We start from the raw sequence: 11,922 nt of genomic DNA on the forward strand, positions 1-11,922 counted from the left end.
GACCCCTAGCCGAAGAAGTTCCGTACGTGCTCCAACCCGTCGACCAGTGCGTCGATCTCGGCGGGAGTGGAGTACAGGTAGAACGACGCCCTGGTGGTCGCGGGAATTCCGTACCGCAGGCAGACCGGCCGTGCGCAGTGGTGGCCGACCCGGACCGCGATGCCCTGTTCGTCGAGCACCTGGCCGACGTCGTGCGGGTGGATGTCCCCGAGGGTGAAGGAGATCGCGGCGCCGCGGTCCTCGGCCGTGGTGGGGCCGATGATCCGCAGGTCGGGCACTTCCTGGAGGCGTCGGACGGCGTACTCGGTCAGCGCGTGCTCGTGCTGCGCGATCCGCTCCATGCCGATGCCGCTCAGGTAGTCCACCGCCGCGCCCAGCGCCACGGCCTGGGCGATCGGCGGAGTGCCCGCCTCGAACTTGTGCGGGGCGGGGGCGTAGGTCGAGGAGTGCATGGACACCGTCTCGATCATCTCGCCGCCGCCGAGGAACGGGGGCAGGTCCTCCAGGAGCTCCTGGCGTCCCCACAGCACCCCGATCCCGGTGGGACCGCACATCTTGTGGCCGGTGAAGGCCACGAAGTCGGCCTGGAGCGCCTGGACGTCCATCGGCATGTGCGGAGCCGCCTGGGAGGCGTCGATCAGGACGAGCGCCCCGACCTCCTGGGCGCGGCGCACGATGGCCTCGACCGGGTTGACGGTGCCCAGGATGTTGGAGACCAGCACGAAGGAGACGATCTTCGTCTTCTCGGTGATGACCTCGTTGAGGTTGGACAGGTCGAGCCGGCCGTCGTCGGTGAGGCCGAACCACTTCAGCTTCGCGCCGGTGCGCTGCGAGAGCAGCTGCCAGGGCACGATGTTGGAGTGGTGCTCCATCTCCGTGATGACGATCTCGGTGTGCTGGTCCACCCGGTAGGGCTCGTCGGCCCAGCCCAGCATGTTGGCCACCAGGTTCAGCGACTCCGAGGCGTTCTTGGTGAAGATCACCTCGTCGCGGCTGGGTGCGTTGATGAAGGCGGCGACCTTGTCGCGGGCGCCCTCGTACAGCGCGGTGGCCTCCTCGGCGAGCACGTGGACGCCGCGGTGGACGTTGGCGTTGTGCTGCTCGTAGTACTCGGCGATCACGTCGAGCACCTGCCGCGGCGTCTGCGAGGTCGCCGCGTTGTCCAGGTACACGAGCTTCTTCCCGTCGTGGAGCACGCGGTCCAGGATCGGGAAGTCCTTGCGGAGCGCCTCGGTGTCGAGAAGACCGGAGAGCCCCTGTCGGGCCGTCGTCACGCGGACGCGCCTCCCTTCACGTACGCCTCGTAGCCCTCGTTCTCCAGCTTGTCGGCGAGCTCGGGACCGCCGGACTCGACGATCCGCCCGTTTGCGAAGACGTGGACGTGGTCGGGCTTGATGTAGCGGAGGATGCGGGTGTAGTGGGTGATCAGCAGGGTGCCCACCTCGCCGGTCTCGCGGACGCGGTTGACGCCCTCGGAGACCACGCGCAGCGCGTCCACGTCGAGGCCGGAGTCGGTCTCGTCGAGGATGGCGACCTTCGGCTTGAGCAGTTCGAGCTGGAGGATCTCGTGACGCTTCTTCTCGCCGCCGGAGAAGCCCTCGTTGACGTTGCGCTCGGCGAAGGCGGGGTCCATGTTGAGGCGCTCCATGGCCTCCTTGACCTCCTTGACCCAGGTCCGCAGCTTGGGGGCCTCGCCGCGGATGGCGGTGGCGGAGGTGCGCAGGAAGTTGGAGACGGAGACTCCGGGGACCTCGACCGGGTACTGCATGGCGAGGAAGAGGCCGGCGCGGGCCCGCTCGTCGACGGACATCTCCAGGACGTCCTCGCCGTCGAGGGTGACGGTGCCGCCGGTGATCTGGTACTTGGGGTGACCCGCCAGCGAGTAGGCGAGGGTCGACTTGCCGGAGCCGTTGGGGCCCATGATGGCGTGCGTCTCGCCCTGCCTCACGGTGAGGTCGACGCCCTTGAGGATCTCCTTCGTGGCGTTGTCGGCCTCGACGGTGACGTGCAGGTCTCGGATTTCAAGCGTTGCCATGGGTGTCTCAGGACTCCTGGGTGAGGGAGACGAGCACATCGTCCCCTTCGATCTTGACGGGGTATACGGGGACGGGGCGCGTCGCGGGAAGGCCGGAGGGCTTGCCGGTGCGCAGGTCGAAGCTGGAGCCGTGCAGCCAGCACTCGATCTGGCAGTCCTCCACCTCGCCCTCCGACAGGGAGACGTTCGCGTGCGAGCAGATGTCGTGGATGGCGAACACCTCGCCCTCGGTGCGCACGACCGAGACGGGCGTGCCGTCGAGCTCCACCCGCATGGGGGTGTCGTCCTCCAGCTCGCTCAGCCCGCAGGCACGTACGTACGTCATGCGACGGACGCCTCCAGCTCCTGCTCGATCTTGGCGATCAGCCGCTCCTCGACATCGGGGAGCCCGATCTGCTGGACCAGCTCGGCGAAGAAGCCGCGCACCACGAGGCGGCGGGCCTCGTGCTGCGGGATGCCGCGGGCCATCAGGTAGAAGAGCTGTTCGTCGTCGAAGCGGCCGGTGGCGGAGGCGTGTCCGGCGCCGACGATCTCACCGGTCTCGATCTCCAGGTTGGGCACCGAGTCGACCCGGGCGCCGTCGGTGAGGACGAGGTTCCGGTTCATCTCGTAGGTGTCGGTGCCCTCGGCGGCGGCCTGGATGAGGACGTCGCCGATCCACACCGCGTGCGCGTCCTGTCCCTGGAGCGCGCCCTTGTAGACGACGTTGGACGTGCAGTGCGGGGTGTTGTGGTCGACCAGCAGGCGGTGCTCCTGGTGCTGCCCGCGGTCGGTGAAGTACAGCCCGAAGAGTTCGGCCGCACCGCCCGGGCCGGTGTAGGCGACCCGGGGGTGGAGGCGGACCAGGTCGCCGCCGAAGGTGACCACCACGGACCTGAAGGAGGCGTCCCGGCCGAGCAGCGCGTTGTGCTGGGCCACGTGGACGGCCGTGTCGTCCCAGTCCTGGACCGAGACCACGGTGAGCTTGGCGCCGTCGCCGAGGACGTACTCCACGTTGGCGGCGAGCACCGCGTCACCGGTGTGGTCGACGACCACCACGGCCTCGGCGAAGGCGCCGAGCTCCACGACCTGGTGCCCGTAGGAGGTGCCGCCCTCGCCGTGCACCGTGATCCGGATCGGCTCGGCGAGGACGCTCTCCCGGGCGACGGTCACCACGGTCGCCGTCTCGAAGCCGGTGTACGCCTGGGCGGCGACCCGGTCCACAGGCGTCCCGGCGCGGCCGAGGCGGGCGTCGTCCCGGCCCACGGTCTCGACGGTGACGCCCGCGGGGGCGTTGATCGCGACCTTGACGCCGGAACCGGTGGCGACGGCGGTGCCGTCGTGCAGCCCGCGCAACCGGTCCAGCGGGGTGAACCGCCACTCCTCCTCCCGGCCGTGCGGCACCGGGAAGTCCGCCACGTCGAAGGACGGCGGGGCGCTCATGCGGGTGGCGACGGTCGACTCCGCCGCCACGGCGATGGCGCCGGCGGTGGTGGACCCCACCGGGGTGTTCTGAGCCTCAGCCATGGCTGTCTTGGTGCTCGCTTTCTGGTGAAGACGTGACGCGGTGGTGGCCCGGCGCGGGCCCCGTGCGGGCGGGCGGCCGGGTCAGCCGACCGCGCCCTCCATCTGGAGCTCGATCAGCCGGTTCAGCTCAAGGGCGTACTCCATGGGCAGCTCCTTGGCGATCGGCTCGACGAAGCCGCGCACGATCATCGCCATCGCCTCGAACTCGGTGAGGCCGCGGCTCATCAGGTAGAAGAGCTGGTCCTCGGAGACCTTGGAGACGGTCGCCTCGTGCCCCATCGACACGTCGTCCTCGCGGACGTCGACGTAGGGGTAGGTGTCCGAGCGGGAGACCGTGTCCACCAGCAGCGCGTCGCAGAGCACGTTGGACTTGGCGCCCGGCGCACCCTCGCCGATCTCGATGAGACCGCGGTAGGAGGTGCGTCCGCCGCCCCGGGCCACCGACTTGGAGACGATGTTCGAGGAGGTGTTGGGGGCCATGTGGACCATCTTGGCGCCCGCGTCCTGGTGCTGGCCCGCGCCCGCGAAGGCGATGGACAGGGTCTCGCCCTTGGCGTGCTCGCCCATCAGGTACACGGCCGGGTACTTCATGGTGACCTTGGAGCCGATGTTGCCGTCGACCCACTCCATGGTCGCGCCCTCGTAGGCCACGGCACGCTTGGTGACCAGGTTGTAGACGTTGTTCGACCAGTTCTGGATCGTCGTGTAGCGGCAGCGGGCGCCCTTCTTCACGATGATCTCGACCACCGCGGAGTGCAGCGAGTCGGACTTGTAGATCGGCGCGGTACAGCCCTCGACGTAGTGGACGTAGGCGTCCTCGTCGACGATGATCAGCGTCCGCTCGAACTGGCCCATGTTCTCGGTGTTGATGCGGAAGTACGCCTGGAGCGGGATCTCCACGTGCACGCCCTTGGGGACGTAGATGAAGGACCCGCCGGACCACACGGCCGTGTTGAGCGAGGCGAACTTGTTGTCGCCGACCGGGATGACGGTGCCGAAGTACTCCTTGAAGAGCTCCGGGTGCTCCTTGAGCGCGGTGTCGGTGTCCAGGAAGATGACGCCCTGCTCCTCCAGGTCCTCGCGGATCTGGTGGTAGACGACCTCGGACTCGTACTGCGCGGCGACACCGGCGACCAGCCGCTGCTTCTCCGCCTCGGGGATGCCGAGCTTGTCGTAGGTGTTCTTGATGTCCTCGGGCAGGTCCTCCCAGGACTCCGCCTGCTTCTCGGTGGAGCGCACGAAGTACTTGATGTTGTCGAAGTCGATGCCGGAGAGGTCGGAGCCCCAGTTCGGCATGGGCTTCTTCTCGAACAGGCGCAGGCCCTTGAGGCGGAGCTTGGTCATCCACTCCGGCTCGTCCTTCTTGGCCGAGATGTCCCGGACGACGTCCTCGCTGAGGCCGCGCTTGGCGGCGGCCCCGGCTGCGTCGGAGTCCGCCCAGCCGTATTCGTACGTGCCCAGCCCCTCGAGTTCGGGGTGGGCAGTCTCCGTGGGGAGAGTCATGCGGGGTTCCTCCCGGCCGTGCTTGCTGATGGGTGACGCTCTGTTCGGGGTGGTGTGCGGGGGGCCGTCCGCTCCGGCGGCTCCCTCGGCCCGGTCGGACCGGGCGCCGCAGGGGCGCCCGACGCGTCCGGCGCGTGGGGGATGTACGTGGTGCAGACGCCGTCGCCGTGGGCGATGGTCGCCAGCCGCTGGACATGGGTCCCGAGGAGACGGGAGAAGACCTCCGTCTCGGCCTCGCACAGCTGTGGGTACTGCTCCGCCACGTGGACGACCGGGCAGTGGTGCTGACACAACTGCTCGCCGCGCTGACGGCCGGGCGCGCTGCGCGCCGTAGCAGCGTACCCGTCCTCGGTGAGGGCCCTCGCCAGGGCCTCGGTGCGCTTCTCGGGCGGTGCGGCCTCGACCGCGGCGCGGTACGCCTCGGCGAGGTTGGCGATCCGGTCCCGCGCGAAGGCGGCGACGGCGGCCTCGCCGACGGCTCCGCCGCCCGCGGTGCGCGCGATCCAGCGCAAGGCGTCGGTGGCGAGCTTGTCGTACGACTGGTCGAAGGCGTCCCGACCGCAGTCGGTCAGGGCGAACACCTTGGCAGGTCGACCACGGGTACGGGCCCCGTACACTCGCTGCTCGCGCGCCTCGACGACACCGTCGCCGAGGAGCGCGTCCAGATGGCGACGGACGGCGGCCTGGGTGAGGCCGAGCCGGCCCGCGAGGGCGGCCACCGTCGACGGGCCGTGGTCCAGGATCGAGCGCGCGACGCGGTTGCGCGTGGAGCGCTCACCGGTCGCGGGGTCCTCCTGGGACGCCCCCTGGGGAGCGGTCCGGGCCTCGCCGACGTTTTTCACAACGCCATTGTTGCGTAATTCCCCGAAGACGGACAAGCAGCCGAGGTCAGCCGGGTCGGTGGCATCCGTCACTAAGGCTTACCTAACCGCCGCCCGTCTGCTATGGGGCGCACGGCTCCGCCGGTCGTGCGCCGGTCACCGCGACCGACCCCCCGGCCCCGGCGCCCCGCGCGCCTCCCTAGACTTGCGCCTCATGCGAAGCGAGCCCGTCCTCCAGGTCCACGGCCTGGTGAAGCGGTACGGAACCAGACCCCCCAAGACCGCCGTCGACGGCCTCGACCTGGTCGCCGGGGCGGGCGTCACCGCCGTGCTCGGGCCCAACGGCGCGGGCAAGACCTCCACCATCGAGGTGTGCGAGGGCTACCGCGCCCCCGACGCCGGCACCGTCCGGGTCCTCGGGCTGGACCCGCAGCGCGAGGCCGCGGCGCTGCGGACCCGGATCGGGGTGATGCTCCAGTCCGGCGGCGTCTACTCCGGGGCCCGCGCCGAGGAGATGCTGCGCCACGTCGCCCGGCTGCACGCCCATCCGCTCGACGTCCCCGCGCTGATCGAGCGCCTCGGCCTCGGCGGCTGCGGACGCACCGCCTACCGGCGGCTGTCCGGCGGACAGCAGCAGCGCCTGGCGCTCGCCATGGCCGTCGTCGGCCGCCCCGAGCTGGTCTTCCTGGACGAGCCCACCGCCGGACTGGACCCGCAGGCCCGCCGCGCCACCTGGGACCTGGTCCGCGAGCTGCGCGGGGACGGCGTGAGCGTCGTCCTCACCACGCACCACATGGACGAGGCCGAACAGCTCGCCGACGACGTCGCGATCATCGACGCCGGCAAGGTCATCGCCCAGGGCTCCCCCGAGCAGCTGTGCCGGGGCGGCGCGGAGAACACCCTGCGCTTCGGCGGACGCGCCGGGCTGGACCTGGAGTCCCTGCTGAAGGCCCTGCCCCCGGGCTCCGCGGCCGACGAGCCCGCCCCCGGCGGGTACCGGGTGACGGGGACCATCGACCCGCAACTGCTCGCCACCGTCACCTCCTGGTGCGCGCAGCACGGGGTGATGCCGGACCGGATCGCGGTGGAGCGGCACACCCTGGAGGACGTCTTCCTGGAGCTGACCGGTAGGGAGCTGCGCCCATGACCGCAGAGGTCGACCCCGTCGCCGAGCGCCCGCGCACGGGCCGCGGCACCTTCGCGCCCCGCCCCGGGGCGGCCCCGCTGCCGCGGATGATCGCCGCGCAGGCCGCCCTGGAGACCCGGATGCTACTGCGCAACGGCGAACAGCTGCTGCTGACGGTGATCATCCCGGCACTGCTGCTGGCCCTGTTCAGCTCGGTGGACGTGGTGGACACCGGAGAGGGGCCGGCGGTGGACTTCCTCGCCCCCGGGGTGCTGGCGCTCGCCGTGATGTCCACGGCGTTCACCGGGCAGGCCATCGCCACCGGCTTCGAACGCCGCTACGGGGTGCTCAAGCGGCTCGCGGTCTCCCCGCTGCCGCGCTGGGGGCTGATGACCGCGAAGTCGCTCTCCGTGCTGGTGGTCGAGGTGCTCCAGGTGGCGCTGCTCACCGTGATCGCCCTCGGTCTGGGCTGGTCGCCGCAGGGCAACCCGCTGACCGTGCTGCTGCTGTTGGTGCTCGGCACCGCCGCCTTCTCGGGGCTCGGGCTGCTGATGGCGGGGACGCTGAAGGCCGAGGCGACGCTCGCCGCGGCGAACCTGGTGTTCCTGCTGTTGCTCGTGGGCGGTGGCGTGGTGGTGCCGCTGGACACCTTCCCGTCGGCCGCGCAGGCCGCGCTGGAGTGGTTGCCCATCGCCGCGCTCGCCGAGGGCCTGCGCGAGGTGCTGCGGGACGGCGCCGCGCTGCCCTGGGACCACCTGGGCGTCCTCACCGGCTGGGCCGTCGTCTCCCTCGCCGCCGCCGGCCGGTTCTTCCGCTGGGAGTGACCGGCCGGCCTACGCATGCCCCTCGTGAAGCCGTGCACAAGCGGCCGCCTACCATGTGCATGTGCCAAACAGGACCCGACCCGACAGCGCCGGGGCTGCCCGCAATCCGCTGGCCTACATCGCCGCGCGCTGGTCCCCCGCCCCCCACATCGTCCGGCGGGCCGCGCTGGCCGCCCTCGTGATGATGGTCGTCATCGTCGTCACGGGTGGCGCCGTCCGGCTCACGGGCTCCGGCCTGGGCTGCCCCACCTGGCCGAAGTGCACCGACGACTCGCTGACCGCCACCCGTGAGATGGGGTTGCACGGGGTCATCGAGTTCGGCAACCGCCTGCTGACCTACGCGCTCTGCGCGGCGGTCGGCTGGGCGATCGTCGCCGCCCGCTCGCAGAAGCCCTGGCGGCGCTCGCTGACCCGGCTCGGCTGGGCGCAGTTCTGGCTGGTCATGGGCAATGCGGTGCTGGGCGGCATCGTCGTCCTCGTCGGCCTCAACCCGTACACGGTGGCCGCGCACTTCCTGCTGTCGACCGCGCTGATCGGGGTGGCCACGGTGATGTGGCAGCGCTCCCGCGAGGGCGACGCACCGCCCCGGCCGCTGGTCGGCAAGGCCGTCCAGCAGTTGGTCTGGGTGATGGTGGTGGTCACGGTGCTGCTGATCGCGGTCGGCACGGTGGTCACCGGTGCGGGTCCGCACGCCGGCGACTCCAGCGACGTGCCGCGGATGACCTTCGTCGGCTGGGAGACCGTCAGCAAGGTGCACGCCGTGCTCGCCTGGATCGTGGTGTCGCTGACCTTCGCCCTGTGGTTCGTGCTCAAGGCGGTGGACGCGCCCCGGGGGCCGCTGGACCGGACCCGGGACCTGTTCCTGGTGCTGCTGGCCCAGGGCGTCATCGGCTACGTCCAGTACTTCACCGACCTGCCCGAGGTGCTGGTCGGTCTGCACATGTTCGGCTCGTGCCTGGTGTGGATCGCGACCCTGCGGGTGTTGCTGGCGCTCCGGGAGCGGGCGCCGGAGCCGTCCCGGGTGCCGGCCCAGGCCGACCCGGCGCTGTCGTCGGTCTGAGGCCGGCCCGCACGCCGTTGTGGTGGGGCCGCCGGGGAGCGTTCCCCGGTGGCCCCACCGGCGTCCGTCCGCCCCACCGGGGCCGCCGGTCAGAGTCCGTATACCCGGCGGGCGTTGCCCGAGGCCAGCATCAACGCCACCCGGCGGGCGTCCGGGTAGGCCCATGAGCCGTCGCGCACCCACTCCCCCAGCACGTGCTCCACGGCGGTGCGGAACAGCCGCGCCCCCACCACGTACAGCTCGGGCAGCCCGTATCCGTCGGTGGAGAACAGCAGCTTGCCGAAGGGGGTCAGCTCCAGCATCTCCGCGAGGACGGCCCGGGCCCGGGCCCCGGTGTGACCGAGGGTCAGCCCCATGTCCGCGTAGACGTGCGGGTACACCGCGGCCAGGTAGCCGGCGCCCCGGTGGAAGGGGTAGCCGTGCAGCAGCACCAGGTCGCAGCCTCGGCCGGCGGTCGCCCGGACGAAGTCGGTGAGCAGCAGCGGGTCGGCCCGGTCGAGCCGGAGGTCGGGGTCGCCGAAGCCGGTGTGCAGTTGGAGCGGCAGTTCGGTCCCGACCGCGCTCCACAGCAGGTGGCGCAGGAGCACCGGATGGGTGAGGCGTTCCCCGGGGCTCCTTCCGGCGAGCCAGGCGGCGGCCGCCGACCGCACCTCGTCCGGGGCGGGCGGTTCGGGGGCGAGGGCCAGACCGTGCCGGTAGGCGGCGACGGATTTGAAGGCGACGGCGTGCGGGGCAGCGCCGCGCACCGCCGCGTCGAGGGCGTCGAGGAACGAGACGGCGTCCGCGGCGGTGTCGGCCACCCGCTCGGCGAGGGCTTCGAGGCGGACGACCTCCAGGGCCCGGCTGCCCGCGGCGCGGGAGAGCTCGCCGGGCGTGGTGAGCGCGCCCGGGAGTCCGGTGTCGACCAGGAAGGTGCCGATGCCGGTGGCACCCAGCAGTCGGCGGGCGACCTCCTCGGGGCCCAGCTCGCGGCGGCGGTTCAGGTAGCGGCTGGGGGAGGTGTGCGGGTCGAGGCCCAACAGCGGCGGGCACCAGCGGCGGACGGCGAAGCCGACCTGGCTGTCGAAGAAGCTGGTGCCGGGGGCGGCCGGGGCGTGCGACTCGGTGAGGTACGAGGCGAACCCCTCGGCGCCCGGGTCCTCGCGGAGGACGCCGTGGCAGTGGTGGTCCACCAGGGGCGGCAGGTCGAACATCAGTACCGCCAACGGGTCTCGGCGGCGATGCGTTCGGGCTCGCTGCCCGCGAAGTCCTCCGCCTCGGCCCGCCGCACCGCGAGCACCGCCCCGTACAGCACCTCCCCCATGGCCTCGCGCAGTTCCCCGGCGGCGGCGAAGTGCTCGACGGTCTCGTCGAGCGAGGTGGGCAGCCGTGGCACGTCCGGGCGGGCGACGGGGTCCCCGGTGACCGGGTCGGGCAGTTGGGCGCCCTCGGCGATGCCCGCGAGTCCGGCCGTGATGACGGCGCCCACCAGGAGGTAGGGGTTGGCGGCGGCGTCGAAGCACTTGAGTTCGGCGTGGCCCTCCCCCGGCACCAGGCGCAGCGCGGCCTCCCGGTTCTCCACGCCCCAGCAGCGGTGGGCACCGGCCCAGCGGGACGGTTGCAGCCGCAGGTAGCTGGCCGGGGAGGGGGCGCCGAGGGCGAGCAGTGCGGGCAGCCGGTCCAGTACGCCGGCGAGGAACGCCGCCGCCTGCGGGGCGAGCCCGTGGCGGGCGGTGGGGTCGCGGTGCAGGTCGGTGCCCTCGCGGTGCAGACCGAGGTGGAGGTGGCAGCCGTTGCCGACCTCCGCCGCGTGGAACGCCGGGGCGAACGAGGCCCGCAACCCGTGCCGGGCGCTGACCGCGCGGACGGTCTCGCGGACCAGGACGAGGTCGTCGGCCGCGGCGACCGGCCCGTCGGCGGGTGCGGTGGACACCTCGAACTGCCCGGGTGCGTACTCCGGGTGGAACTGGAGCACCCGCAGGCCCTGTTCGGCGAGGGCCTGGAGCAGGTCCCGGCCGTAGTCGGCGAGTTCCACGATGCGGGTCATGCCGTAGGCGGGCCCGGTGGTGGGGCTGCTGCCGTCCGGACGGCGCAGGATCCACTCGGTCTCGAAGCCCATGGTGAACCGCAGGCCGAGCCCGGCGGCCCGGGCTGCGGCCCGGCGGGCGAAGTCGCGCTGGTCGCCGGCGTAGCGGCGGCCGTCCTGTTCGTGGCGGTCCGCCGGCGACCAGGCCCAGCCGGGCTGGGCGGCCAGCGGGACGATCCGCTCCGGATCGGGGAAGAGCCGCAGGTCACCGTCGGGGCCGCCGAGGTGGGGGGAGCTGACCATCCGGTCGGCCGAGGTGTAGACGTCGAAGCAGGGCGAGAGGCCCACGCCCCGTTCGGCGACCTCGGCGAGCCGGGCCAGGGGGAACGTCTTGGCGCGGCAGATCCCGGCGTTGTCCACCGTGGTCAGGGCGATGTTCCGGACGCCCCGGTCGGCGAGTTCGGCCGCTCTGATCCGCCACTCCCCCCGTGCGTCCCGCCCGTCGCTGCCGTCCCTGGCACCCATGACCCGCTCCTTCGTCTCGGCGGATGTGCCGGTTCCCCGGAGCATCCGGTCCGCCCGGTGGTCCGACACCTTCCCTGGGATAACGGGCCGGACGCGCAGGGGGTGTGCCTTCGGGAGCGGACGGACGGCGCACGGTGGTGCGCGGTCAGCGGCGGGCGAAGCCGCCGAGTTGGCTCCCGGCCATCCGGGACCACTCGTAGGGGCCGGTGCGGACCCGGGCCGCGAAGGCGCCGTCGAAGGTCGCGTGCACGGTGATCCCGGCCCGGTCCACGGCCGCCTGCGCCACCTCGGGGGACGGGGCCACCAGGTCCCCCCAGGCCCCGTCGCTGCCGACGAGGACGATGCGGGCGCCCTTGCGGCCCAGGTGGGCGACGTGGCCTTCGGTCCCGCCGTGGGCCTTGCCGAAGGCGCCGATCTCCCGGGCCAGTCGGTTCACCCGGCGCCGTACCCGGGCCGTCGGTTCGCTGCTGCCCGCGGTCGGGGCGGGCTGTGCGTTCTCCATGACCGGAGCCTACCG

12 protein-coding genes are annotated in these 11,922 nt (G+C 72.2%); 3 read left to right on the forward strand and 9 right to left on the reverse strand.

The window, feature by feature from the left end; translation table 11 throughout:
* Positions 1–5 precede the first annotated feature (5 nt).
* The 6 genes from ACSMX9_RS04655 to ACSMX9_RS04680 all read right to left on the reverse strand — a co-directional run bounded on the left by ACSMX9_RS04655 (position 6) and on the right by ACSMX9_RS04680 (position 5,886).
* Positions 6–1,274 (reverse strand): cysteine desulfurase, encoded by a 1,269-nt coding sequence (locus ACSMX9_RS04655; RefSeq protein ID WP_351244313.1) that lies wholly within the window; start codon positions 1,272–1,274, stop codon positions 6–8.
* On the reverse strand, positions 1,271–2,035 hold the full coding sequence (gene sufC, locus ACSMX9_RS04660; RefSeq protein ID WP_351244315.1) for a Fe-S cluster assembly ATPase SufC: 765 nt from the start codon (positions 2,033–2,035) through the stop codon (positions 1,271–1,273). Before sufC ends, ACSMX9_RS04655 begins: the two co-directional genes overlap by 4 nt.
* A 7-nt stretch (positions 2,036–2,042) precedes the next feature.
* On the reverse strand, positions 2,043–2,360 hold the full coding sequence (locus tag ACSMX9_RS04665; RefSeq protein ID WP_351244317.1) for a non-heme iron oxygenase ferredoxin subunit: 318 nt from the start codon (positions 2,358–2,360) through the stop codon (positions 2,043–2,045).
* A complete protein-coding gene (gene sufD, locus ACSMX9_RS04670; RefSeq protein ID WP_445400180.1) occupies positions 2,357–3,541 on the reverse strand; it encodes a Fe-S cluster assembly protein SufD in 1,185 nt (394 codons plus the stop codon). The genes ACSMX9_RS04665 and sufD overlap by 4 nt, the downstream gene beginning before the upstream one ends.
* Before the next feature lie 81 nt (positions 3,542–3,622).
* Complete coding sequence (gene sufB / locus ACSMX9_RS04675; protein WP_445400182.1) at positions 3,623–5,044, reverse strand: Fe-S cluster assembly protein SufB; 1,422 nt, start codon at positions 5,042–5,044, stop codon at positions 3,623–3,625.
* Positions 5,041–5,886 carry a helix-turn-helix transcriptional regulator gene (locus ACSMX9_RS04680; RefSeq protein WP_351244323.1) on the reverse strand — a complete coding sequence of 282 codons (846 nt, stop codon included), beginning with the start codon at positions 5,884–5,886 and terminating at the stop codon, positions 5,041–5,043. The genes sufB and ACSMX9_RS04680 overlap by 4 nt, the downstream gene beginning before the upstream one ends.
* A 193-nt stretch (positions 5,887–6,079) precedes the next feature.
* Here ACSMX9_RS04680 and ACSMX9_RS04685 point away from each other — a divergent pair, with 193 nt between their 5' ends.
* The 3 genes from ACSMX9_RS04685 to ACSMX9_RS04695 all read left to right on the forward strand — a co-directional run bounded on the left by ACSMX9_RS04685 (position 6,080) and on the right by ACSMX9_RS04695 (position 8,875).
* A complete protein-coding gene (locus ACSMX9_RS04685; protein ID WP_445400184.1) occupies positions 6,080–7,012 on the forward strand; it encodes an ABC transporter ATP-binding protein in 933 nt (310 codons plus the stop codon).
* Entirely contained in the window at positions 7,009–7,815 is an 807-nt protein-coding gene (locus ACSMX9_RS04690; protein ID WP_445400186.1) for an ABC transporter permease, read from the forward strand. Before ACSMX9_RS04685 ends, ACSMX9_RS04690 begins: the two co-directional genes overlap by 4 nt.
* A 61-nt stretch (positions 7,816–7,876) precedes the next feature.
* Positions 7,877–8,875, forward strand: a complete 999-nt coding sequence (locus tag ACSMX9_RS04695) for a COX15/CtaA family protein (protein ID WP_445400189.1) — start codon at positions 7,877–7,879, stop codon at positions 8,873–8,875.
* An 89-nt stretch (positions 8,876–8,964) separates the two neighbouring features.
* On the opposite strand, the gene ACSMX9_RS04700 is transcribed toward ACSMX9_RS04695, so the two are convergent.
* The 3 genes from ACSMX9_RS04700 to ACSMX9_RS04710 form a co-directional block, all read right to left on the reverse strand.
* The gene (locus ACSMX9_RS04700; protein WP_445400191.1) at positions 8,965–10,068 is read right to left on the reverse strand and encodes an amidohydrolase family protein; all 1,104 of its coding nucleotides are present in this window, start codon (positions 10,066–10,068) and stop codon (positions 8,965–8,967) included.
* Positions 10,068–11,405 carry a glutamine synthetase gene (locus tag ACSMX9_RS04705; RefSeq protein ID WP_445400193.1) on the reverse strand — a complete coding sequence of 446 codons (1,338 nt, stop codon included), beginning with the start codon at positions 11,403–11,405 and terminating at the stop codon, positions 10,068–10,070. Before ACSMX9_RS04705 ends, ACSMX9_RS04700 begins: the two co-directional genes overlap by 1 nt.
* Before the next feature lie 145 nt (positions 11,406–11,550).
* Positions 11,551–11,907 carry a hypothetical protein gene (locus ACSMX9_RS04710; RefSeq protein ID WP_445400195.1) on the reverse strand — a complete coding sequence of 119 codons (357 nt, stop codon included), beginning with the start codon at positions 11,905–11,907 and terminating at the stop codon, positions 11,551–11,553.
* Positions 11,908–11,922: the final 15 nt, after the last annotated feature.

The organism is Streptomyces sp. LE64 (genome assembly GCF_052606915.1).